This window comes from Nocardia sp. CA-119907 (assembly GCF_050955995.1).
Taxonomy (GTDB): Bacteria; Actinomycetota; Actinomycetes; order Mycobacteriales; family Mycobacteriaceae; genus Nocardia.
The window spans coordinates 4956311-4980181 of the sequence record NZ_CP192091.1; the positions used below are offsets into that span (position 1 = coordinate 4956311).

Annotated in this window: 16 protein-coding genes; 10 read left to right on the forward strand and 6 right to left on the reverse strand. The window is 64.2% G+C overall.

Features of this window, described 5'->3' with window-relative positions; all coding sequences use genetic code 11:
* The first annotated feature begins 178 nt into the window (after nucleotides 1–178).
* The 6 genes from ACQP2D_RS21810 (at nucleotide 179) to ACQP2D_RS21835 (ending at nucleotide 9396) form a co-directional block, all read left to right on the forward strand.
* A complete protein-coding gene (locus tag ACQP2D_RS21810; protein ID WP_433677757.1) occupies nucleotides 179–1675 on the forward strand; it encodes an NAD(P)/FAD-dependent oxidoreductase in 1497 nt (498 codons plus the stop codon).
* A 186-nt stretch (nucleotides 1676–1861) separates the two neighbouring features.
* Entirely contained in the window at nucleotides 1862–2320 is a 459-nt protein-coding gene (locus tag ACQP2D_RS21815) for a hypothetical protein (protein ID WP_433677759.1), read from the forward strand.
* A 103-nt stretch (nucleotides 2321–2423) separates the two neighbouring features.
* Complete coding sequence (locus tag ACQP2D_RS21820) at nucleotides 2424–3797, forward strand: cation:proton antiporter (protein ID WP_433677760.1); 1374 nt, start codon at nucleotides 2424–2426, stop codon at nucleotides 3795–3797.
* Nucleotides 3798–4434: 637 nt separating this feature from the next.
* Nucleotides 4435–5733: a cytochrome P450 gene (locus ACQP2D_RS21825; protein WP_433677761.1), complete on the forward strand. Its 1299-nt coding sequence runs from the start codon at nucleotides 4435–4437 to the stop codon at nucleotides 5731–5733.
* A 269-nt stretch (nucleotides 5734–6002) separates the two neighbouring features.
* Complete coding sequence (locus ACQP2D_RS21830) at nucleotides 6003–6986, forward strand: helix-turn-helix domain-containing protein (protein ID WP_433677762.1); 984 nt, start codon at nucleotides 6003–6005, stop codon at nucleotides 6984–6986.
* Between the two features lie 1336 nt (nucleotides 6987–8322).
* A complete protein-coding gene (locus ACQP2D_RS21835) occupies nucleotides 8323–9396 on the forward strand; it encodes a DUF6545 domain-containing protein (protein WP_433677763.1) in 1074 nt (357 codons plus the stop codon).
* A gap of 134 nt (nucleotides 9397–9530) precedes the next feature.
* On the opposite strand, the gene ACQP2D_RS21840 is transcribed toward ACQP2D_RS21835, so the two are convergent.
* A complete protein-coding gene (locus ACQP2D_RS21840) occupies nucleotides 9531–11762 on the reverse strand; it encodes a molybdopterin oxidoreductase family protein (protein ID WP_433685729.1) in 2232 nt (743 codons plus the stop codon).
* 263 nt (nucleotides 11763–12025) lie between these two features.
* On the opposite strand from ACQP2D_RS21840, the gene ACQP2D_RS21845 reads away from it, so the two are divergent.
* The 3 genes from ACQP2D_RS21845 to ACQP2D_RS21855 all read left to right on the forward strand — a co-directional run bounded on the left by ACQP2D_RS21845 (nucleotide 12026) and on the right by ACQP2D_RS21855 (nucleotide 14665).
* Nucleotides 12026–12322 carry a DUF6285 domain-containing protein gene (locus tag ACQP2D_RS21845; RefSeq protein WP_433677764.1) on the forward strand — a complete coding sequence of 99 codons (297 nt, stop codon included), beginning with the start codon at nucleotides 12026–12028 and terminating at the stop codon, nucleotides 12320–12322.
* Nucleotides 12319–13323, forward strand: a complete 1005-nt coding sequence (locus tag ACQP2D_RS21850; RefSeq protein ID WP_433677765.1) for a phosphotransferase family protein — start codon at nucleotides 12319–12321, stop codon at nucleotides 13321–13323. Before ACQP2D_RS21845 ends, ACQP2D_RS21850 begins: the two co-directional genes overlap by 4 nt.
* 61 nt (nucleotides 13324–13384) lie before the next feature.
* Nucleotides 13385–14665, forward strand: a complete 1281-nt coding sequence (locus ACQP2D_RS21855; RefSeq protein WP_433677766.1) for an acyl-CoA dehydrogenase family protein — start codon at nucleotides 13385–13387, stop codon at nucleotides 14663–14665.
* Between the two features lie 121 nt (nucleotides 14666–14786).
* Here ACQP2D_RS21855 and ACQP2D_RS21860 read toward each other — a convergent pair whose 3' ends face one another.
* From ACQP2D_RS21860 to ACQP2D_RS21880, 5 genes are all read right to left on the reverse strand, one after another.
* A complete protein-coding gene (locus ACQP2D_RS21860; protein WP_433677767.1) occupies nucleotides 14787–16481 on the reverse strand; it encodes an FAD-dependent oxidoreductase in 1695 nt (564 codons plus the stop codon).
* A gap of 5 nt (nucleotides 16482–16486) precedes the next feature.
* Nucleotides 16487–17962, reverse strand: coding sequence for a flavin-containing monooxygenase (locus ACQP2D_RS21865; RefSeq protein ID WP_433677768.1), 1476 nt, complete (start codon nucleotides 17960–17962; stop codon nucleotides 16487–16489).
* A gap of 187 nt (nucleotides 17963–18149) precedes the next feature.
* Nucleotides 18150–18782, reverse strand: a complete 633-nt coding sequence (locus tag ACQP2D_RS21870) for a YczE/YyaS/YitT family protein (protein WP_433677769.1) — start codon at nucleotides 18780–18782, stop codon at nucleotides 18150–18152.
* 347 nt (nucleotides 18783–19129) lie between these two features.
* Entirely contained in the window at nucleotides 19130–20071 is a 942-nt protein-coding gene (locus ACQP2D_RS21875) for a formylglycine-generating enzyme family protein (RefSeq protein ID WP_433677770.1), read from the reverse strand.
* Nucleotides 20072–20083: 12 nt separating this feature from the next.
* Nucleotides 20084–22435: an arylsulfatase gene (locus tag ACQP2D_RS21880; protein WP_433677771.1), complete on the reverse strand. Its 2352-nt coding sequence runs from the start codon at nucleotides 22433–22435 to the stop codon at nucleotides 20084–20086.
* Between the two features lie 1008 nt (nucleotides 22436–23443).
* On the opposite strand from ACQP2D_RS21880, the gene ACQP2D_RS21885 reads away from it, so the two are divergent.
* Nucleotides 23444–23866 (forward strand): Fur family transcriptional regulator, encoded by a 423-nt coding sequence (locus ACQP2D_RS21885; protein ID WP_433685730.1) that lies wholly within the window; start codon nucleotides 23444–23446, stop codon nucleotides 23864–23866.
* The last annotated feature ends 5 nt before the right edge of the window (nucleotides 23867–23871 follow it).

Here is a 23871-nt window from a genome sequence, read left to right on the forward strand (position 1 = left end):
TTGCATTCTCCTAGTTGAGAACTCGTCATTGATTGCTACAATCAATGCCGTGCGTCGTTACCGTGGCTAACCAATGGCAATGCTTAGCTCGGGTGTGTCTACGACAGTGGACAGCCCGGAGTTGGTTCGGTCCCAGGTTCCGACGCACGATCCTTGTCGGCAGATCCAGGGAGTTCGCATGAACATTCCGCACGTTCTGGTCATCGGTGGCGGCCCAGCCGGTTCGACCACCGCAGCCACGCTGGCTCGGGCAGGAGGTTTCCGAGTAACAGTCCTGGAACACGACGAACATCCGCGGTATCACATCGGAGAGTCGCTGCTGGCGTCGTGTTTGTCGACGTTGCGCGTGTCCGGCGCCTACGACGCGGTTGCCGGACACGGCTTCCAGGTGAAGCGGGGCGGCTATTTCCAGTGGCAGACGGACCACTGGCTGTTGGACTGGTCCCGGTTGGTCGACGAGGACGCGTGGTCGTGGCAGGTCGATCGTGCCGACTTCGACCACATCCTGTTGAAAAATGCCCGCGAACAGGGTGCTGAGGTGATCGAGCGAGCCACCGTCACGAATGTGATCATGGACGGTGACCGTCCCACGGCCGTCGAGTGGACCGTCCACGGTGACGACACGATTCACACTACCGAGTTCGACTTCCTTGTCGACGCCTCCGGCCGGGCCGGTGTGCTGGCCAAAAAGGGACTCCTTCAGCGCGAACAACTTCCGGGATTCCGCAATGTCGCGGTCTGGTCGTACTGGGAGGGTTCACACCTTCATCCGGATAGTCCGGAAGGCGCGATCAACGTGGTCTCCACCCCCGAAGGCGGTTGGTTCTGGCATATTCCGCTGGCGGGCGGGCGCAACAGTGTCGGCTATGTCGTCGCCACCAGAAAGGCCATGGACAAGATTCGGGAGCGCGGACTCGAGCAGTACTACCTCGACACAATCGGCGAGAGCGCACCCATGGGTGAAATGCTCACCGGCGCAACCCGGGTCGCGGAGGTAAAGGCCGAGACCGACTACTCCTACACTTCCGACAAGTTCTGCGGCCCGGGGTGGGCCGTCGTCGGTGACGCGGCGGCATTCCTGGATCCGCTGCTATCCACCGGAGTGCACCTAGGTACCTACGGCGGGCTGATCGCTGCGGCGTCGATCGCGAGCATCCTGCGAGGCGATCTGGACGAGGCCGAAGCCCTCGGCTTCTACCAGCACACCCTCCGACGCGCGTACACGCGATTCTTCGTGTTGGTCTCGCGAATGTATGAGCAATACATCGGTGCCGATGAGTACTTCGGACACGCCAGCAAACTCACCGAGGCGCAAGAAGGCGATACTCCGGAGACGTCGTTCACCAAGATCATGTCCGGGCTGACCGACATGCGCGAGTCATCGGGCGAACAGCAGCTCACCGGATCTGACACCATCATGTCCGAGATCGGTCACCTCTACGATGAATCAGCGAACCTCAACTACATGGGCGGCGACAGCAAGCACAACACCGGTCTGGATATGTCGCCGGTCTGGGATGTCTGGCGTCGCCCGTTCTCCGGAATGGCCGACGGTGAATTGCGCGTCACCGACGCGCCTCTGGGACTGACCAAACAGCCACTCACCACTGAAGAAATTCAGCGATGGACGCGGCCGGTCCGTCCGCCGAAGCCTGTCGGCGAGCCTGTGCATTAAGCAGCGGCCTTTACAGATTCTCGTGAGAACCGCTGTGCGGAGCTTGCTGTGACGGTCATGCACTCCGGCCCCGAGCTACCGGGCCATTGCTCGCCCGGTAGCTCGGATGTCCGGCTGGTCTCAGACGCGATCGGGCGATTCGGTCACCCGGTCACCCGGAGGCTGTTGGGCAGTACAGGTTTCACCATGCCCGCACTCGAGGCGATCGTCGGCGCGGAGCTCCACGTCCAGGTGGTGCGCCAAGGCGATGTCGCGGCCAGCCAGGTACCGGCCACTGTCACCGTGCCGTTGGAGGTGTCCGGCATCGATCGTGTCCTCGTGCGCCGGTCCTGTTTGATCACTGCCGACATGGTGACCGCATCGGTCAATGATGTCGTCGCTGTGCGCGAACTGGCGGTCGCGTCCGGAATCGACGATCTGCACATTCCGATCGGGACGGGGCTGATCTCTCGTGGCGTATCCCAGCGCCGCCGCATGCTGCGGGCGGGACTCATGAGTTGGCCGGATGGTCGACCATGCGCGATGAGGGCCTACGTCATGGTGCTCGAAGACCGGCCCGTCTGCTACATCCGCGAGGCCTTCAACCCCGATGTCGTCCCACCAGACCACAGCCCGCTACCCGGCGATGATCTCCCACCGCGCTAGACCGGGTGGGCCGCAGATCGACGCCTCTTCCATCGATCGCCACGCTTGTAGTGGGCCGCATGCCATTTCATTCATTCCGGTCACGTTGACGTAGGGAGCTGCGATGCCATCACTACTGGACATCACCACCCGCCTGTTCCTGCAACTCGCGGTCATCCTGGTGACCTATCGGTTGCTCTGGCCACTGCTGCGGCGGTTGGGGCAGGTGCAGGTGGTGGTCGTCATGGTCGCTGGATTCCTGTTGGGGCCTTCGGTTCTCGGGTCGGTGTGGCCCGCGGCTCAGCAGTGGCTGTTTCCGATCAGACTCCACATCGGCGACACCAGCATCGTCCACCCGAATCTGACCGCGATCTATGTGGTCGGGCAGTTGGGGCTGATCTTCTACATGTTCCTGGTGGGGTCGTCGTTCGAACTCGATATCCTGGGCTCGCATCTGCGCCAAGCCGGTGCCACCTCGGCGGTGGGTGTCTCGGTGCCGATGGTGCTGGGTGCGTTGGTCGGCTGGTGGCTGGTCGGGCAGGGGCGGTATTTCACCGACAAGATGGCGAATTGGCAAGGGGCACTGTTTCTTGCGGCCGCGGTCGCGGTGACCGCGTTCCCGATCTTGGCGTGGATCATCTACGATTCCGGGCTGTTGAAGACGCGGTTGGGCACGATGTCGCTGGCGTGTGCGGCTGTCGATGACGCGTGCGCGTGGATCCTGCTGGCCGTTGTAGTCGCCACCGCGAAGGACAGCATGGGTGGTGCGTTCCTGGCTGCGGGCGGCGGCGCGGCCTATGTGCTGTTCATGAGCCTCATTGGGCGGCGGTTGTTGGCCAGGCTCTCGACTTGGCGGCCGAGCAGTAGCGACACCGAACGCGCGGGTGGTCTGCCGGTCGGGCCGTTGGTGGTGGTGCTGGTCGTGGTGCTGCTGGCCGCCAGTTTCACCGACTACGTCGGCATCCACTCGGTGCTGGGCGCATTCGTCGCCGGTCTGTGCATGCCGCGCGGCGAGTTGATCGACCGTATCCGCGAACGACTCGAACCGCTGGTCAGCTACCTGTTGTTGCCCGCGTACTTCATCTATACCGGACTCAACACCAAGCTGAGTCTGGTGTTCGATCCGGCGGTGCTCGCGGTGACCGCGCTGGTGTTGGTGGTGTCGTTCATCAGCAAGTTCGCTGCTATCGGCCTGGTCGCCCGGACGCAGGGGATGGGCTGGCGGGAAGCGGGTGCGATGGGTGCACTCGCCAACGCTCGCGGGTTGATGGAACTGGTGCTGTTGAACATCGGACTGTCGTCCGGGCTCATCACCGTCGAGCTCTACACAATCCTTGCCCTCATGACGTTGGTGACCACCTTCGTCGCGACCCCGCTGCAGCGGATGTTCGAGCGCAGCGCCTGGAAGAACGGAATGGTCTTCGGGCCGAATGGCGAGCAGCGCAAGGAAACCGTCGCATCGACTCTGGGATCACAGCGAGGCGATCCGGTTCAGTGACCCCGCCTGACTCGTTGAGGCCCCTTGCGTCGACAAGGGCTCGGGTGGGCCGATGTGGCGGGGAGTGCATCGGCCGCCTCTAGATTGTCGCGGCAGTCGAAAAGCGGTGCCGGCAACGCGATCTCGTTGTATTCGCAGGCTCCACAGCGATGTGACCGATCACGCCGCAGTGCCCCAACTCGGCCAGCTGCCGAATGCAGCGTCCGTTTGCCACCGGAACAAGGCACCCAGGTTCTGCAATCATGTTGGTGCACAGTCATATCCATGTGCCGACATATCGAACTGGCCAGTGCCGACCTGCTGCGGCCGCGGGCCGATCGCCGAATCCGACAGCATCGCACCTGGTCAGCGTTCCACCTACCCACCGCCGCCCGGGACGCTGGCAGTCGAAGAGATGATCGCGGAGGGTGACCGGAACGAGGTTGACGCTACAACGTTCGCAAGCACTACCGGCCACTCGTTGCTATGTTGCTAGCGTGGGCGAGTCGCCGGGTTCGGAACAGGTCTGGAAGGCTGTCGTTGCGAACGCTCAACGCCCCGACACACCGCCGCCCTCGCTCGAGGCACCTGATCGAGGGACGTGCACGCGCTCACCGATGAAGTCTTGCTTGTCCAATTCCCGCCCTCGTCTGGAGTCATGTCTTTGACCACGCCACAGTCCCCAACGCCCGTGCCCGACACCATCACTGCGCCCGGAGTCTGCCCCGTCCAGCACGAATCGTTGGGCGACACCGACATCCGAGTACCGTTGTACACAGCGGATTTCGTCGCTGACCCACATCACACCTACAGCGAGATGCGACGCAAATACGGAACGATTGTTCCGGTCCTGTTGGCACCCGGCGTCAAAGCGACCCTCGTGATCGGCCACTCCACCGCGGTCAGAATCCTGAACGACCCCAACCACTTTCCGGCCGATCCGCGAACATGGCAGAAGACCATTCCTGAGGACTGCCCGGTCCGGCCGATGATGGCGTGGCTGCCGGCCGCGCGGAACAACGACGGCTATGAACACAAACGCTTCAGGGATGCGTCGGTCGCGGGCATCGATGGGATCGCCACGGACACTTTGCCTTCCCTCGTCGAGAAGGCCGCCGTCCCGGTGATCAACACCTTCTGCAGGGCGGGTAACGCCGACCTGGTGCGACAGTACGCCTTTCCTCTTGTCCTGGAAGTGCTGAACCAGTTGGTCGGCTGCCCGGCCGAAATCGGGCAGCGGGTCGCGGCCGGAATGGCCGCGAGATTCGACACGGTCAAGAGCCGCGAAGGCATGATCATGCTCAAACAGGCACTGATGGAGTTGATTCGGCTCAAGCGCGAACAGCCCGGCGACGACGTCACCTCGCGGATGGCGAGCCATGCCGCCGGACTCAACGACGAAGAGATATTCGCCCAGCTGATGTCCTTCTATGGCGCCGGTTTCGAAGCGCAGCGCAATCTGATCACGAATGCACTGCTGCTGATGATCACCGACGACCGATTCGCATTCGGCAATGTGCTCGGCAGGAACCTGTCGACGATCAACGCCCTTGACGAGATTCTGTTCAACGACCCGCCCATGGCGAACTTCTGCACAACGTACCCGCGGCAGCCGGTAATGGTCGACGATATCTGGTTGCCCGCCGATCAGCCGGTCGTCATCAGCCTTACCGCCTGCAATAACGACCCCAAGATCCGCAGGACCAACGACTCGGAGGAGAGCAGTCTCGGCAATCGCTCACATCTGGCATGGAGCGCAGGGCCACACGCATGCCCCGCCAAAGACGTGGCCTACCTTACGGTCCAGTTCGCCATCGATCTGCTGTTCGATGCACTCCCCGACATCGAACTGAGCGGCCGTGTGGACGAGCTGATCTGGCGGCCGGGCCCGTTCCATCGGGCCATGACAGCACTTCCGGTCACTTTCTCGCCGTCTCCGCCGATGAATATCGTCTAGATCTCCTCTGGTTGGTCCACGGCCCAGCATCAGGAACAGCCGGGCCGTTCTGCCAGGTGCCGTCACCGTCGCAGCCTGCGCCTTCCTCCCGACGATCACGTGAATCCCGTTGTCTGCATGCATCTTTGATCGGTGCTGAGTCAGTGCAGCGTTTGCATCCATATCGTGGCGATCACTACGGTCACATGAAGGTTGGATGACGGTGCCGGTTCGGCTCTCCCGATTGCGCGCACATCTTTCCCGCGATTCGCGCACGCCGAGGAGTTCCCGTGGTCGATCTGAAGTATGAGGTTCTGAAGCTCTCCACCAGCGAGGTCGCGCGGCGAGATCGGCTCGACTACTGGAGAACGCACGTCAACCTCAACCAAAACCCACTGAGCTACAACTTCTGCGGTCAACGCGATTTCGACGGGGGAATGTGTGTACAAAGGTATGGATCGCGCGAGCACAACGAGGCCTCCTTCTTCCAGCTCGTCGAGTTCGCCTCCAACCGCCTCGAGTATCGTCGCCCCAGGAACCTGCTCACCGAGGACGATGAGAGTCAGTTGCTCGTCATCCCGCTGGCGGGCCATGTGACTCTCACGCAAGGCCGGGACGAGGTCCGACTGGAACCGGGAAACCACATCGGCCTGCTACACATGAGGCAGGAGCTCATCTTCGCGAACAATGACGGCGTCCGCGCATTGCTCCTGACGGTCCCTCCCGGAAAACTCGCCGGCAACGCACCCCTCGCCCTGGACCAACAACGCGGCACACTGCCACACGTGGTCGCGCTGGCCCGAAGCCTTGCCGCGCACCCGCAACCCGACACGCTGTCCGGTCGTGCTTTCGTGGAAACCTATGCGCGTCTGCTCGAGCTATTGGCGCTGTCGCTCGATGAGCGCTGGACAGCGGAACAGACCCGAGTTGCGGCAATGGTCGAGGCCGCCAAGGCCTACGTCGCAGCACACTCCGCCGACCCCCATGTCACGCCAGACTCCATTGCGGAACATCTGGGCTATTCCCGACGCACACTCGAAAACGCACTGAAAACCACAGCAGGCATCACACCGCACCAGCTACTGCGCAACAGTCGATTGGATCGGGCGCAGAAAAGGCTTGAAAATCCGTTCGACGACAGCACGCTCGATCGAATCGCAGCCGATGCCGGTTTTCTCTTGTACGACACCTTTCGGAGAGCGTTTGTCGAACGGCATCAGGTTCCCCCACGACAATGGCGAGCAGCATACAGGCGACACGTCGGCCGCACCTGAGGCATCCCGGCGACCGCCGACCATCCCGATACATCCTTCGCTGCCGGCTCGCCATTGATTGAGCGGCGGAACGCCTTTCGTTGTTCCTCGGCCGTGCGGGGCCGAAATCTTTCTCGGACGCGGACGCACACCGCGCCATCAGCGTGCCTTGCGATCCGGCGCACCGCCCAGGCCAACAGGCCCGAGCCAATCGGCAGGACACGTTCGCCAGGACGATGGTCGTCGGTGCGCCGCCGGGCGTGCACAACAGTTATGCCTCGGCAACTTTCGCCGGCATCGGCTCGTTCAATCTTCCGGGCCACACTCGGTCGTCAGCTGCATCGACGCCGAGGGGGCCTGATCGGCGTGCGCAAATTGCCGGAAGATGTGCGCGCAATCAGTAGATTCGGCCTCCAACCACCGCCTAGCGTTTTGAAAGCGTGCCGCTACCACACGGATACGCAACGCAAGGAGGGGCATGAATTCGGCGACGGTCACCGTCGACTTGTCGAGGTCGCGTACTCCGCGGACCGTGAACTCGTCGTCACGTAGCCAATCGAAGGCAGGCCCCCGAGGGGGACGCATCAGTGGCTGCTGATCGTTTGGTTCGTGCCGTCGACACGAATGCGAAGGCAGAAATTGTGATAACCGCACCTCGTTCGATGGCCGACCGGTGAGGACCGCGCACCAATGGATTTTGACGCGCTCCCGGAAATTCCGCTCACGATCCGACACAAGGAAGCGAAAGAGCGACACGGCCCGTTCACCGCTCGCCGGCAAAGTTGGCGCGTGCTTCGCCTTTCCCTCCATTGAATGTGTCACCTGCGATGACGACGCCCGCAGCACGAGCCGAAGCCAACACGCCGACTGTCCGGACTGTCCACACGGGCTTGTCCGCGATCTGGTGCCGGGCACGCTGAAAGAACTTCCCTACCAAAGGCTTTCACGCCCCAGCAATGATCAGAGAAACGAGGTGTACGGCCGATGAGAGCGATGTGCCCGATCATCGGCGCCGAATCCACACCGGTTATTCGGCTCCCGAGGGAATGTCCACCGGCCCCAGCTGGTCGGGCAGCTCGACGCCCGATCGACCGTCGCAGTCGTACGAGCCGACGCACACCGAATCTGGAACACCAAGTGCCGCTGGGGAAGTCGGTGCGTCGCGCAGTGCGCGACCGTGGGCCGAAGGCGGTAAGGCAGATGGATAGCGCCACGATGAGCCGACCACTCGAGGACACTGCGCTGATCGCGTCGACCAGCGCTGGCGTGGCAAACCGAGACCGCGTCGCCGCCACCCGCGGGCACGGCGGTATCCCTGCGCAGCTGTCGCACATCTACTTCCTGCGCTCCTCGGGCAATGTCGTGCCGCCGCGATCGGCAGCAGTACCGGATAGACAGCGAGGCTGACTTGTTTGCTCAGTTCCGGCGGAGGCCGGCGAAGCGTGCACAGTTCGAGTCGATCGTTGACCGGCTCGAACTGCCGCAGGACTGGACGGTCATGGAGTTCTTCGACCGCCTGGCGCGGATTCGCGGGCGAGCGATCGTGCAGTGCCCGTTGCCAGAGCATGCCCCACTCGGGTTGTTCGGGTTATGGCTAGCGCGCCCGCATGACGATGCGGTGCTGTACCGCCGCGCATCGGACCCGATGCTGGAATGGCAGGTGGTGGTTCATGAACTCGCCCATATGCTGCTCGATCACCGCCACGAGAAGCCGACGGGCGAGCTGGCGGAGTTGCTGGCCGGTGTGGATCTCGACGATGGTTTCGTTTCCGATGCGTCGATGATCAGGGGGGCGCGGAGTGTCAGCGGTTACAGCGATCACGCCGAGTACGAAGCCGAACTGTTGGCGACGATGATCATGGCCCGGACCCACACCCACGTGGACGAGGATGGTCGGGCGATGCTGCGGCTGTATCCGGTGTGGCGGGACTTGACCAGCGCAGCGCCTGGGGTGGTGCTGACCTTGAGTCGCAGCGATCGGCGGGGAGCCTCGCGCGCCGAACTCCTGCATCGGCGCCGGGTTGAGATTCTGGACGCGGCGGTGATCGTCGGCCGTTACGCGGGGCCGCTGCCGGAAATCATCGACGAGATGATCGAAGCGAGTGTGTCGGACAACGATGATCACGAGGCGCTGCGTTGCGTTGCGGGGCTGGCCTGTGCGTCGTGGCGGCTCCGGGCGATCGGTGGGGTGCAGCGCGCCGGAGATCCGCCGCTGAACCACTACAGCGTCCCGAGTCTGGAAACGCTCGCGCAACTGTGGAAACCGGCTCAGACGCTCGTCGACCACGCCTATTCGCGCGAGATGGTCCGCCCGACAGCGAGTAGCTCCGCGGGTGTGCGCCCCGTTCAGTCGTCCCTGTCGTTGTCGGCTGCTTTGCGGCGTCGCGGGCGGGCCGCTGGTCTGCCCTTACTACTTCGAAACAGGCCGTAGCGCACGTCCGAACGGACATGCCGCGCGGTTACGACAGTGTCGCAGGCTCCCGATCGATATCGCCCCTTCGACGCCAGCGGTGGCGTGCGCGATCGTGCCGGCAGCGCACCGTCCCAACGGGACATGCCGGGCGGTTACGACGTCGGCGCGGGCTCCCCATCGACATCGGCACCCGGCGACGCGGGGGAGGCGGGTGTGACCGTGACCCAGGTGTTGTTGACCGCGGCATTTCCGGAGAAGGTGTCGGTGAGTGCCGGGTCGTGCAGGAGGTTCACATTCGCGCCGGGTAGGGAGGCGGCCACCTGCCAGCCGACGCCGGGTTCGCGGTGGCCCCAGCCGTGTGGGATGGCGATGGTGCCGGGGCGGATATCGTCGCTGACCTCGAGGGTGACCACGATCGAGCCGGTGCGGGAGGTGACCGCGACGGGTGTGCCGTCGGTGAGGGCGCGCTCGGCGGCGTCGGCGGGATGCATGAGGGCGGTACAGCGGTCGCGGCCCTTCACCAGCGACGGGACATTGTGCAGCCAGGAGTTGTTGCTGCGCAGGTGGCGGCGGCCGATGAGTTTGAGGTCGTAGCCCTCGGCGGGTGCGGTGACCGCTCGACCGCGGCGGGCATCGTCGAGCAGCCCGCGTGCGGCCGTGACGAAATCGTCGGGCGCCAACCGCACCTTGCGATCCTTGGTCGCGATCAGCGTCCGCAATCGCGGCTGCAGCGGACCGAGATCGACACCACCGGCCGCGGCGCGTACCTTCGCGATGGTCAACCCCTTGCGACCGCGTCGCAGCACCCCGTAGGGACCGGCGGCCACCCCGAGCGCCGCCAACCGGATCGGACTGAACTGCTCCAGCAAGGCATTCAGCGCGCGGGTCGTGAACCGGCGCGCGGGCAGCGGCACCAACTCGGTGATCAGCCGCGCCATGATCTGCCAGTCCTCGAGCCCGTCGGCCGGTGCTTCGAAGACTCGCGCGTCGTAGCGAAGATTGTTCCGCACACTGAACACTGGGAAAAGGATGTTCACGTCCTCGCGTTCGAGTGGGGAGATCGGCGGCAGGATGAAATCGGCATGCCGGGTGGTCTCGGTGACGTACATGTCCACGGCCACATAGCAATCCAGTGAGTCCAGCGCCGCGTCGAGCTTGCCGCGCTGCGGTGTCGAGAGCACCGGATTACCCGCGTAGGTGATCATCGCGCGGATCTGCCCGTCCCCCTCGGTGAGGATCTCATCGGCGAGCACCGCGACCGGCAACTCCGAACGAAACGATTTGTGGATCCCGGACCGATCGGTCCACGCCCCGTGCCCCACCGGCAGATACTTCCCGAACCGCGCGGCATCGATCGGCGGTGTGGCGAACATCTGTCCGCCGGGCCGATCCAGATTGCCGGTCACCGCGTTGATGGTGTTGACCAGCCAATGCGTCAGCGTGCCGGTCACCTGGTGGCACACCCCGATGCGCGCGTACAGCAGCGCCGAGTCGGCCGCGGCGTGCTCGCGCGCCAGTCGACGAATCGTCTCGGCATCGACACCGGCCAGCGGCTCGGCCACCTCCGGGGTGACCTCGGCGACCAACGCGCGCAACTCCTCCCAGCCCGAACACTGCGCGCGTATCGAGCGCTCGTCGCACAGGTTTTCGGTGACCAGCACCTGCAACATGGCCAGCAGCAGATACACATCACCGCCGGGCGCGATGGCCACATGCTCATCGGCCAGCCGCGCCGTCTCGGTCCGCCGCGGATCGATCACGACCACCTTGCCGCGCTTGCGCACCTCCCGAATGCGCTGTTTCACATTGGGCATCGTGGTGACCGATCCGTTCGACACCGCCGGATTGGCGCCCATGATCACCAGCCGATCGGTCCGATCGATATCGGCGACCGGCATCAGCACATTCGACCCGAACATCCGCCACGCCACGAATTCCTGTGGGAACTGGTCGATCGAGGACGCCGAATAGAAGTTCCGTGTCAGCAATACCGCACGCAGGAGCGCGCCGTAGATCACCGAAGAGCTGTGCGCCGCCGGATTTCCCAGGTACATCCCGATCGCGCTGGGCCCGTAGGCACCGCGCACCTGCCGCAGCCGACGCCCGATCTCCCGCAACGCCTCATCCCAGCCGATCGGTTCGAACCGGTCACCGACTCGCCGCACCGGCGTGCGCAACCGGTCCGGATCATGGTGCAGCCCGCCCATCGCCGTCGCCTTCGGACAGATATACCCCTGCGACAGCACGTCATCCGGATTGCCCTCGACCCGGGTGACCTGATCCCCGTCCACGGTCACCAGAATCCCGCAGTGCGCCTCACACAACGTGCATTGCCTGGCGATGGTGGTGGCAGTCCCACCCGTCGCCCGGCCGCTACCCGTCATGGATTCGCTGCGCGATGCTGTGCTCATCGGGGTTCCTCCACAACATTGAGAGAGTTACCGTCTCAGCGTAGCGGGGCACCGTCGGTCGGTACACGGGTTCACGCCGACGCCCAGCGCGATCCCGCGCATTCGGCATCGGGGCGATAGTTGTTCAAGTACCGTCGAGCCCTGTGAACCGGCGGATTCGACGATGTATGAGACCAACGGCGACCGTGCCCGCATCGACCACGTATCACGTTATGTGCGAACGGATTTCGTGAGCGATGCAGTACCGTCCCACGGCCGCCGAGCTGCTCGCGGCACTCGCCGAACTCCTCGAGGACACCCTGCTGCCCGCGCTGGATCCCGCATTGCGGCACCAAGCGCGAGTCGGCGCGAATATCGCTCGCATCGTGCAGCGCGAACTCGAACTCGGTGATGAAGCCGCGCAACACGAGCGGGACCTGCTGGCCGCGGTGCCCGAGGGCGACGACCGGGCGCTCTGGCACGCCATGGTCGAGGTGGTGCGCGCGGATCTGCGGATCGCCAAACCCGGCTACGACGCCTGGGAGGGCGAGTGACAGCGGATGCGGCGGCGGGACTCGCTCGCTTTCTGCGCACGGAATTCGGCCAGCCGGTCCAGATTTCGAATTTCAGTGGGTTGTCCAGCGGTGCGCGCCGAACCAATGTCGCCTTCGACGCGGAAACGACCACTGGGACACTGCATCTGGTAGCCACCTTTGTGCCCAGCGCGATCGAACGCGCTCCGGTCGGTGTGGAAGCCGGAGTGCGTGAGTTGGCCCGCGCCCACGGTGTGCCGGTCCCACCGGTCGTCGCGGTCTGCACCGACGCCGCCTACACCGGTGCGCCGTTTCTGGTCTCGGAGCGCATCGACGGCGAGACCGTGCCGCGCAAGGTGTTACGCCTGGTGCACGCGCAAGGCATCGGCGACCGGGTCGCCGATCAGGTCGGTGCGGCCATGGCCACCCTGCACACCATCGACCCGCACCTGGCACCGTCGCAACTACCCGGCACACCGACCGGCAATCCGGCCGAAATCATGCTGACCGAACTCATCACCGGCGTGCGCACCCTGCTGCGCGACCGCCCGGTCTTCACCCTCGCCCTGCGCTGGCTGGTCAACCACCTCCCGCACACCCCCGAGCACCGCACCCTGCTGCACACCGACCTGCGCAACGGCAATCTCATCATCGGCCCCGACGGCCTGCGCGCGATCCTCGACTGGGAAGGCACCCAGCGTTTCGGCGATCCCATGCGCGATGCCGCCTGGCCCGCCCTGCGCATGTGGCGCTTCCATGAAGACGCCCGGGAAATCGGCGGATTCGCCGCCCGCCGCGCCTTCATCGCGGGCTATGAACGCGCGGGCGGTGTCTTCGACACCGACCGGTTCCGCTGGTGGAAAGTGGCCAGCACGCTGTGGTGGGGCGTCGGCCTGGCCAGCCAAGCCGCCGCCCACCTCGACGGGACCGTGCGCAATATCGTGATGGCCGCCAGCGGCCGCCGCATCTCCGAGATCGAATGGGACCTGTTGATGCAGATCCGCCCGACGCAGCACCTATGACAAGAGCACCGGAGGAGACGACGGCCACATCCCGCATTCGCGCGACAGGACAGGAGCCGCAATGGATTTCGAGCTACCGACCGAACTCGCCGACTATCTCGTAGAACTCGACGCCTTCATCGAGCACGAGATCGTTCCCCTGGAACAAGCCGACGACAATATCCGCTTCTTCGATCACCGTCGCGAATACGCACGCACCGACTGGGAGCGCGGCGGGCTGCCGCGCACCGAATGGGAGGCACTGCTGGCCGAGGTCCGTCGCCGCGCCGACGCCGCCGGACATCTGCGCTACGCGTTCCCCGCCGGGTACGGCGGCCGCGACGGCACCAACCTCGGCATGGCGGTCATCCGCGAACACCTGGCCCGCCGCGGCCTGGGCCTGCACTGCGATCTGCAGAACGAGCATGCCATCGTCGCCAATAATGTCGGGCTGCTGCTCATGCTCGAGTACGGCTCGCCCGCACAACAGTCCGACTGGGTGGACGGCCTCGCCGCGGGCACCCGCTTGTTCGCCTTCGGCATCACCGAACCCGAGCACGGCTCCGACGCCACCCATATGGCGACCACCGCCGTGCGCGACGGCACCGACTGGGTGATCAATGGCGAAAAGACCTGGAACACCGGCGTACACATCGCCGACGCCGACCTCATCTTCGCCCGCACCGCAGGCGATCCGGGCGCCGCGGCGGGCATTACCGCCTTCCTGGTGCCGACTGATACCCCTGGGTTTCACGTCGAGGAATACCTGTGGACCTTCAATATGCCCACAGACCACGCGCACGTCACGCTGACGAATGTCCGTGTACCCGAAAGCTCGGTCTTCGGCGGTGTGGGCCGCGGACTCGGCGTGGTGCAGCACTTCTTCAACGAGAACCGCATCCGCCAAGCCGCCTCCAGCCTCGGCGCCGCCCAATACTGCATCGACCGATCCGTCGAATACGCCAAGCAGCGCAGCCCCTTCGGCACACCGTTGGCCACCCATCAGGGCATTCAGTTCCCACTGGTCGAATTGCACACCCAATGCGCGATGCTGCGCGCCCTCATCCACCGAACCGCCTGGTCCATGGATCACTACGGCACCTTCGCCGCCTCCGAACAGGTCTCCATGTGCAACTACTGGGCCAACCGCCTGTGCTGCGAGGCCGCCGACCGCGCCATGCAGATCCACGGCGGCCTCGGCTACTCCCGCCACACCCCGTTCGAACACATCTACCGCCACCACCGCCGCTACCGCATCACCGAGGGCACCGAAGAAATCCAGATGCGCCGCATAGCGGGCTACCTGTTCGGTTTCATGAGCCACCGCGAACCCAAAGGCGTTGCCCCCGAAGGAGATCACTAGCCCAGCGTGGACCTCCGCCGCCGACCCGTCCCAGCAACTGGCGCACACCCGGTGACCACCTCGCACAAGGTCTAACCCCTGCCGACGTGGCCACTGGCTGTGCGGCAACGATCAGCCGCGCCTAGACCGGTGTGATCGGCAATCGGAGTGCCGCCGGTGCGGCCGCGGGGACGACCGGGTTCTTGGGGGCGATGGCGTCGAGTCGCTGATAGGGCGCACCGAGCGGGGGGCGTTGCTCCTGTTCTCCCTTATTGGGCCACAACGACATCGCGCGCTCGGCCTGGGCGGTAATGGTCAGCGACGGGTTCACCCCGAGGTTCGCCGAAATGGTCGAACCGTCCACGATGTGCAGACCCTCGTAGCCGTAGAGCCGCTGGTACGGGTCGACCACGCCGGTGTCGGGGGAGTCTCCGATCGCGCAGCCGCCGATGAAGTGGCCGGTGATCGGGACGTTGGCCATTTCGGTCCAGCTGCCCTGCGGTATGCCATTGATCTTCTCCGCGACCCGGCGGGCGACCTCGTTGCCTTCCGGAATCCACACCGGAGGCGCTTGGCCCGCACCGGGTTTGGTGGTCATCCGCTTACCGAACAGACCGCGCTTGTTGTAGGTGATGATCGAATTGTCGACGTTCTGCATGACCAGCAGCCCGATAATCCGCTCGGACCAGTGCGCCGGATTGTGCATCCGCACCAGATCCCGCCGGTACCGCACCATTTCGCGCAGGCCCAGCACCCAGCGGCGCTTACCCTCCTGCCCATCGACGAGCACGGTCGTCAGCAGCCCCATGAAGTTACTGCCCTTGCCGTAGCGCACCGGCTCCACATGGGTATGCGCGTTGGGATGGATCGAGGAGGTGATCGCGACACCCTTGGTGAAATCCGAATTCTTATCGCGCGTTCGGGCCGCCAGCACCGCCTCGGAATTCGTGCGCGCCAGATGTCCGAGCCGCGGCGAAATATTCGACAGCACGCCGCGATCCCGCAGATTGTGCAACAACTGCTGGGTGCCGAGCGCGGCCGCGGAGAACACCACCTGGTCGGCGGTGAAGGCCTGCTTCGCCTTGCGAACCCAACGCCCGGTGCGCACCGTATCGACGGCGTACCCACCGCCGGACAGCGGCCGCACCGACACCGCGGTGGTCAGCGGATGTACCGTCGCACCCGCCTGCTCGGCCAGATACAGGTAGTTCTTGACCAGGGTGTTCTTCGCGCCGTGCCGACATCCGGTCATGCACTCACCACAGTGTGTGCAGGAGCGTCGCTGCGGCCCGACACCGCCGAAGTACGGGTCGGCGACCGTGGCGCCGGGCCGAGTCTCGTCATCGGCGAACAGCACTCCGACGGGTGTGCGACGGTAGGAGTCGCCGATGCCCATATCCTCGGCGACCTCCTGCAGCACCCGATCCGCTGGCGTGGTCGCCGGATTGGTCGTCACCCCCAGCATGCGCTTGGCCTGGTCGTAGTGCGGTGCGAGCTCGGCCTTCCAATCGGTGATGTGGCCCCACTGCTTATCGCCGTAGAAGCTGTCGGGCGCCTCGTAGAGGGTATTCGCGTACACCAGCGAACCACCGCCGACACCGGAGCCGCTCATGATGAAGGTGTCGTTCAGCAGTGTCATCCGCTGAATGCCGAAGCAACCCAACTTCGGTGCCCACAGGTATTCGCGCAGGTGCCAGGAGTTCTCGGCGAACTCGTCATCGGCGAAGCGGCGACCGGTCTCCAGAACACCGACGCGATAACCCTTCTCGGTCAACCGCAGCGCGGTGACACTGCCGCCGAAGCCCGAGCCGATCACCAGCACGTCATAGTGCGTCATATGCCCTACCGTCCCGTGCGAACCAGCTCGTAGTCACGGACGTCGAAATGGGTCCGCTTGTCGTACTCGCTCATCCGGCCGGGCCAGTTCGTCGTCACCCGTCCGCTCGCCTCGCGATACCAGCTGGTGCACTTGGTCCACACCGTATGCTCGAGCCGCCCCTGGATCTCCTCGTCGAAGCGGGCCTCCACCTCCGGTCGCACCGACAGATAACCGCGTGTGCCACGCAGATGCTCGACCGCCTGGCGCACGTAACGCGCTTGGCGCTCGTGCATATAGATGATCGAGCCCGCACCGAGATTGGTATTCGGCCCGTACATGATGAACATATTCGGAAAGTGCGGCACGGTGAGTCCCTTGTAGGCGCGCGCACCACCGGACCACACCTCACCGAGTTCCTTGCCGCCGATTCCGCGAATCGCCATGGGCGCCAAGAACTGCGTGGCATTGAAGCCGGTGCAGTAGACGATGACATCGACCTCGTAGAGCACGCCGTCCCCGGTGCGCACACCGGTCGGGGTGATCTCGGCGATGTGCGAGGTCTCCACATGCACATTCGGCTGCGCCACCGCCGGGTAGTAGTTGCTCGCCATCAGGCCGCGCTTGCACCCGGCCGCATAATCGGGTGTCATCTTGGCCAGCAGTTCGGGATCGGAGATCTGCGCCGCGCGATGTCGGTTCGCCCATCCGGAGATCACCTCCGCGATGCGCCCGTTGCCTTCCAACCCCGAGGTCACCAGCTCGTAGAACGCATACCAGCCCAACCGCTCGGCGCGCTGGACCACCGGGAACTTCTTGGCGATCGACAGCTTGTCCAGTGCGTTGAGCTTCGGTGGCGCGTAATAGCTTTCGATCTTCGGGATGATCCACGGCGCCGACCGCTGGAACACCGTCAACTGCGCGACCTCGGGCTGAATGGCCGGAATGATCTGAATCGCGCTCGCACCGGTGCCGATGATCGCGACCCGCTTGCCGGTCAGCTCGACATCGTGATCCCACCGCGCGGAGTGGAACGCATCTCCACCGAAGGAATCCATGCCCGCAATGCTCGGCCACACCGGACGCGACAACTGACCGACCGCGGGCACGAACACATCCGCCTCGAGCACCTCACCGATGCTGGTACGCACCTGCCACACGCCACGATCGGTGTCGAAGTCGGCCGAGGCGACCTCCACACCGAAGCGCAGATGCTTGTCCAGGTCGTAGCGCCGCGCGACATCGCGCATATACGCGAGGATGTCGGGTTGTTCGGCGAACCGCTTGGGCCAGTGCGCATTCGGAGCGAAGGAAAACGAATACAGATCCGACGGCGCGTCACACGCCGCGCCCGGATAGGTATTGTCGCGCCAGACCCCGCCGAGTCCGTCGGCCTTATCGATGATGGTGAACGCCTCATAGCCGTGGCGCTTCAGCTCCAGCGCGGCCGCGAGACCGCCGAAGCCAGCGCCGACGATGAGCACAGACGGAGTGCTAGTCATGTCGATAACTGTATGAACGCCGACACAGTTGCCGAGAGAGCACTGCGGCCATAAAATCGACATTTTCGGCCACACATGTCCCGCGCTGACCGGATCAGCAGACCCTTGCCTCCCTCGGCATGGCCGCAAGGTTGCCGATCAATCTCGGATGTCCGCGCGGTGATCAGAACAACCCGAACAGGCACGGTCACAGCGCGACCGGGACCACATCCGGCTCGGTCTTTCGATCGGTATGGAATCCCGGAAGGTACCGATCGGCGTACGGAATCAGCACCTGGATCAACGGCCCGATCCCGAACGCGTAGACCACGGTTCCCACACCGACACTGCCGCCCAATAGCCAGCCGGTCGCCAATACCGACACCTCGATCCCGGTCCGCACCAACCGAACCGACCATCCAGTCCGCCGAACCAGTCCAGTCATCAGTCCATCACGCGGTCCCGGCCCCATGCCCGCACCGATATAGAGCACCGTGGCCACCGCATTCAAAACCACCGCGGCACTCATCGCACCGACCCGCACCGGCAACGCATCCCACGCCGGCAGCATCCACAACCCGATATCGACCGACACGCCGATGACCACGACATTGCTGACCGTCCCCAAACCGGGCCGCTGCCGCAATGGAATCCACGCCAACAGCACCGCGACTCCGGTGATCGCGGTCACCGCACCGAAGCTGATCGGCACGTGCCCGGCCACCCCTTGGTGGAACACATCCCACGGATCCAGCCCCAGCCCAGCCCGAATCATCACCGCCATCGACAACCCGTACAGCCACAACCCGACATAGAGCGCCACCAACCGCCGAACCAACATCAGCCCAGCATGCCGAGAACTGGCCCCTCGAAACAGAGCCAATTGCCGATCACTGGCCTCGTCACCGGCTCACACTCGAGAGCCAATTCTGAATCCAGCAGCTCGGCGGCCCGCGGTCGCAGTACCTGTCGCACAGCGATATGAGCCGTCGCGCAACGGAACTCGAAGCAAGTGCTCGGCACCGATCCGACCGGCTCGCGCACCGTCCCCGGGTGCGCATCCCACCTCGCCCCTCTCCGCACCATCCGCTGCTCGACTCCGAGGCTCAGTGTGGCAGTACTGATTCGGTCGCAGCTCTGAGTCGTCGCGGCGCGGGCAGCTCCCGCCAGCGCAGAGGCATCAGATTCTCACGAATCCCCGTCGCGCACCACGCAGCGGAACCCCAGATGGCAGGTGGAGGTGTCCTCGGCCTGACCTTGCCGGGCGGCAGGCCGGTAGCGCAGGCAGTAGTTGGCCGCGCACAGAAAGGAACCACCCTTGATGACGCGGCGCGGAAAGCGTTCCGCCGCTTCGGATTCCGGGGTATCCACGCGCGGGTTGCGCGGGGCGCAGCAGGACGGTCCCGGATGCTGTCGGCGGAAGTAGTCGACGGTCCACTCCCACACGTTGCCGGTCATGTCATAGAGGCCGTGACCGTTGGGCGAGTAGGTGCCGACCACCGTGGTGCCCGGTCTCGGTGTCTGTCCTCGGCCCGGGAAGAACTGCCATGGGAAGGCGCCAACCCAGATATTGGCCATGCGCCTGCCCGTGGGTTCGAACTCGTCACCCCAGGCGTAGGTGGCCCCGTCCAGCCCCCCGCGGGCGGCATACTCCCACTCCGCCTCGGTCGGTAGTTGTTTGCCCGCCCACGACGCATAGGCCGCGGCATCCTCGTAGGCGATCTGGGTGACCGGATGGCGGTCGAGTCCATCGAGCGTCGCGGCGGGCCCGCGCGGGTGACGCCAATTCGCCCCCGGCGCATACCACCACCAGCGCCGCCAATCGTCCAACGGCACCTGGTGCCCGGTAGGCCGGAACACCAACCCACCGGGCACCAGGTTCTGCGGGTCGGCATCCGGATAATCCTCGGCCGCCAGCGGACGTTCGGCGACCGTGACATATCCGGTCTGCTTCACGAAACGCCGGAACGCGGCATTGGTCACCGGGTGCGGATCGATCCAGAACGAATCGACCCGCACCCGATGCACCGGCCGCTCTTCGGGGAAGAACTCCGCCGACCCCATCGCGAAGTCACCACCGGATATCCGGACCATGCCACGGCGCACATCGACACGGCTCACGGTAGCCATCGACCCCTCACCTCAATCGCGCGAAAAGGCCGCGGCCGCCGCCATTTCCAGATCTTCATAGGGCTTTCCGGACACATCCGCGACGACTTGGTGCATGGTTCCTCCGGTGAACGGGAACGGCGAGCGGTAGCGCGCGGAAACGGACTGACCGCTGTCGCGGCCCACACAGACTCCTTCCCCCACACCGGAGAAGGTGATGGGCTGGGTCCGCATATCATCGAGTGAGCCCACCGCCTTGTCGTCGATGTACAAAATGGCCTCACCGGTGGGCGTGAAATTATCGGACCGGGTGCCGTGCCGCTCGTACCGGACACCGAGGATGTGATCGCCGAGCGGAACCGGGCGGTCGGAGGCGATGATCTGTTCTTCGTCGCCGAGGAAGTTGTAGATGTAATACAAGCGCCCGTCCTGCAGGAACAGCGTGTGCCCACCGAGACGTCCGCCGTGCGCGAAGAGCACTCCCTGCGCATCCGGGCTGGTGATCGTCGTTTCGGCGAGCAGCGCGAACGAACGCCCATGAATCTCCAGCGCCGCACCCGGTCCCACTTCAGCGCTGCCGGGGTAGTAGACGAAGTTGTCCCTATCGGTGGCGTATGTCGGACGGTAGCGAGTCAAGGCGGAGATGATGTCGAGGTCGTTGAGTGGCATCCCGTTGTACTTCGCGGCCTCGGAGAACCACAGCGCCTTCATCTCCTCCAGCTTCTCTGGATGCGCGTCGGCCAAATCGTGCATCTGACTGCGGTCCTGTTCGATATGGAACAGTTCCCAGCGGTCCTTGTCGAAATGCCCCCAGCCGGACGGGCAGGCCGCATGCACGGTATCGGCGAACCATCCGCGATGCCAGATGCCGCGCGTGCCCAGCATCGAATAGAACTGCGTGTGCTTGCCGGTATCGGCGTTCGCGTCATCGAGCAGCGCCCGGAAACTCACGCCCTCCAGGGGACGCTGCGCCACATGCTTCACGATGTCCGGGGGAGTGATGCCGAGCAGTTCATAGACAGTGGGGGTGATATCGCAGACATTGAGGTACTGATGGCGCACCTCCCCGCGCGCCGCCATTCCGGCCGGCCAGGACATGATGCACGGGTCGGCGATGCCGCCCTCGTGCGAGGCATACCGCTTGTACAGCTTGTACGGGGTGTTGAACGCCATCGCCCAGCCGATGCTGTAGTGGTTGTAGGTGGTCGGTGAACCCAGCGCGTCCAGCTTCACCAGACTGTCCTCGATGGTGTCGATATAGCCGTTGAAGAACTTCATCTCGTTCACCGAACCATTCGGACCGCCCTCGCCGCTGGCACCGTTGTCGGAGAAGGTGACGATGATGGTGTTGTCCAGCTGGCCGCTCTCCTCGAGGTAATCCAGCACTCGGCCGATCTGCGCGTCGGTGTAGGACAGGAATCCGGCGAACACCTCCGCCTGCCGCCGGAACAGCCGCTGCTCATCCTCCGACAGCGAATCCCACGCCCGCACCGTGTCCTGGGCCGGCCACGGCTTGCCGTCCACACTGGTGGCCGTCGAATACGGGTTCATCGGCGACAATTCGGTGTTCTCCGGCACCAGCCCCATACGCTTCTGGTTCTCCAGCACGATCTCGCGATACTTCTCGTAGCCCATATCGAATCGGCCGCGATACTTGTCGGCCCACTCCTGGGCGACATGATGCGGGGCATGCCCGCACCCCGGGCACAAGTACATGAACCACGGCTTGTTGGGCGCGATCACCTTCGCGTCGCGAATGAACTCGATCGACTTGTCGGCCAGATCCTTCGACAGGTGATATCCGTCTTCCGGCGCATAGGGCTGCGAGATCGGATGGTTGTCGTACACCAGATTCGGATACCACTGGTCGGCCTCGCCGCCGAGGAAACCGTAGAACCGATCGAATCCGCGTCCCAGCGGCCAATGCCGTTTCGAGGCCGCCAGATTCTCCTCCTCCAGCGGCGTCATATGCCATTTGCCGACCGCATACGTATTCCACCCGCGCTCGGCGAGAACCTCTGAGCACAGTGCGGTTTCGGCCGGTATCCGCCCGCACATGCCCGGGAAGCCATCGGTGAATTCCTCGATGGTCGCCATTCCCACCGAGGTCGCATTCCGACCGGTCAGCAGGGAGGCACGGCTCGGTGAACACAGCGCGGTGGTGTGGAACTGGGTGAATCGGACACCACGATCGGCGATGCGCTTCATATTCGGCATATCGACCAGACCGCCGTAGCAGTCCCAGGTACCGATGCCGATGTCGTCCCATACCAGATACAGCACATTCGGCGCGCCCTGCGGTGCCGTCGGCTCCGCATAAGGCCCCCAGTCGGGCACCGAATCACGGATATCGAGCGCGATATGTCCGTCGAATTTCTTGGCCATCATCCACCTCCAGCTACGAGAGCTGTTCGTTCACCGTTGTCATCCTGTCGTCCGGGATCGCGGACCTCATGCCGTGCGCACGCCGACAATTGCGGCTGTCCGGCCGGAATGGACACTCCCGCCTGCGGTGATACCGCGGAGCGGGGTTCAGGTGTTCGAGCCGACGCGCGTGGCCACACCACTACTGGACTTTGTCCAGAAACCGCTGATCAGCAATTTTGTACCCATAAAGAGTACCGACCGGGAGGGATTCCCAGAAGGAGTCGAAATAGGAGAGCCCGCCTCACAGACGGCGATCGACCGATAGATCGCCGGGTGCCGAATATTCGACCCGATAACCAGAAACCAGCCGAATCCGACGCAATCCGCCCAACCCCGCGACACCCTTTAAATCGTCACAGTGACGTTTTAAAGGGCGTTTGGACGAAGAGGGGGAGTCGCAGCCGAGTCGGCCGGAGACCGCAGATCGAGCCGCTCCAATATTTTCTCCGTCAGAATTCAAGATTCCCCGGAATATTTACATCGGGCAAAACATGCTCAAAGAGGATGCCTGCGCGAACGAAACATGCATTTCCGCCAACAGAACGTCGGTAGCCAGCCCGGCCCAGCCGCCGAAGCCCGAAACCTGGCACATACCAACGACATACAACCAAAGCGACCCACTTCCAGCACCGCCGTTGTAACGCCGATAATCAACATTATGTTAAGTAAGTATCCTGTCGATGCGGCACCGACCCCCTGGACAACCGATCACCATGCGCTCATGCAGGCAGAGCTCCCCTACACCAGCACATCTCGCCTGATCGGATGGCTCGTGGGATTGCTTACCTGACGGCAATGGGTCGGTTGCCTGGTGGCTGATCGGCGGATTTGTTGGTTCAGCAGAGTCGGCGGGGTCGGCAGAGTCGGCTGGTTGTGGGATCGTCTCGAGGTTTTACGAAACCCTCCCGGCCGAGACTTGAATGAGTCATACTTCTGAACGTGTCCACGACTTCGGAATTCGAGCGGATGTTACGTGGAGCCGCTCTACGCGTGACGGCGCCGCGGGTTGCCGTGCTCACCGCTGTGCACGAACATCCGCACTCCGATACGGACTCCATCCTCGGTCGCGTGCGCGACACTCTCGGCGCGGTGTCCCATCAGGCCGTTTACGACGTGCTGCGGGCACTGACCGCCGCGGGGCTGATCCGACGCATCCAGCCGATGGGTTCGGTTGCGCGTTACGAGACTCGGGTCGGCGATAACCACCACCACGTCGTTTGCCGGTCGTGCGGCGTCATCGCCGACGTCGACTGCGCTGTCGGCGAGGCACCATGCCTGACCGCCTCGCACGACAACGGTTTCGTCCTCGATGAGGCCGAGGTCATCTACTGGGGTCTGTGCCCCGACTGCAAGACCAAGACATCACCTTTGTCCGGATCACAGCCGTGATCACA

Coding starts and splice junctions, on each gene's coding strand:
- ACQP2D_RS21885 (WP_433685730.1), top strand. CDS start 23,444: ATGTTACGTGGAGCCGCTCTACGCGTGACGGCGCCGCGGGTTGCCGTG.
- ACQP2D_RS21870 (WP_433677769.1), bottom strand. CDS start 18,782: ATGTTGGTTCGGCGGTTGGTGGCGCTCTATGTCGGGTTGTGGCTGTAC.
- ACQP2D_RS21880 (WP_433677771.1), bottom strand. CDS start 22,435: ATGGCCAAGAAATTCGACGGACATATCGCGCTCGATATCCGTGATTCG.
- ACQP2D_RS21860 (WP_433677767.1), bottom strand. CDS start 16,481: ATGACGCACTATGACGTGCTGGTGATCGGCTCGGGCTTCGGCGGCAGT.
- ACQP2D_RS21815 (WP_433677759.1), top strand. CDS start 1,862: ATGCCCGCACTCGAGGCGATCGTCGGCGCGGAGCTCCACGTCCAGGTG.
- ACQP2D_RS21825 (WP_433677761.1), top strand. CDS start 4,435: ATGTCTTTGACCACGCCACAGTCCCCAACGCCCGTGCCCGACACCATC.
- ACQP2D_RS21845 (WP_433677764.1), top strand. CDS start 12,026: ATGCAGTACCGTCCCACGGCCGCCGAGCTGCTCGCGGCACTCGCCGAA.
- ACQP2D_RS21835 (WP_433677763.1), top strand. CDS start 8,323: ATGTCGTGCCGCCGCGATCGGCAGCAGTACCGGATAGACAGCGAGGCT.
- ACQP2D_RS21820 (WP_433677760.1), top strand. CDS start 2,424: ATGCCATCACTACTGGACATCACCACCCGCCTGTTCCTGCAACTCGCG.
- ACQP2D_RS21865 (WP_433677768.1), bottom strand. CDS start 17,962: ATGACTAGCACTCCGTCTGTGCTCATCGTCGGCGCTGGCTTCGGCGGT.
- ACQP2D_RS21855 (WP_433677766.1), top strand. CDS start 13,385: ATGGATTTCGAGCTACCGACCGAACTCGCCGACTATCTCGTAGAACTC.
- ACQP2D_RS21875 (WP_433677770.1), bottom strand. CDS start 20,071: ATGGCTACCGTGAGCCGTGTCGATGTGCGCCGTGGCATGGTCCGGATA.
- ACQP2D_RS21810 (WP_433677757.1), top strand. CDS start 179: ATGAACATTCCGCACGTTCTGGTCATCGGTGGCGGCCCAGCCGGTTCG.
- ACQP2D_RS21840 (WP_433685729.1), bottom strand. CDS start 11,762: ATGACGGGTAGCGGCCGGGCGACGGGTGGGACTGCCACCACCATCGCC.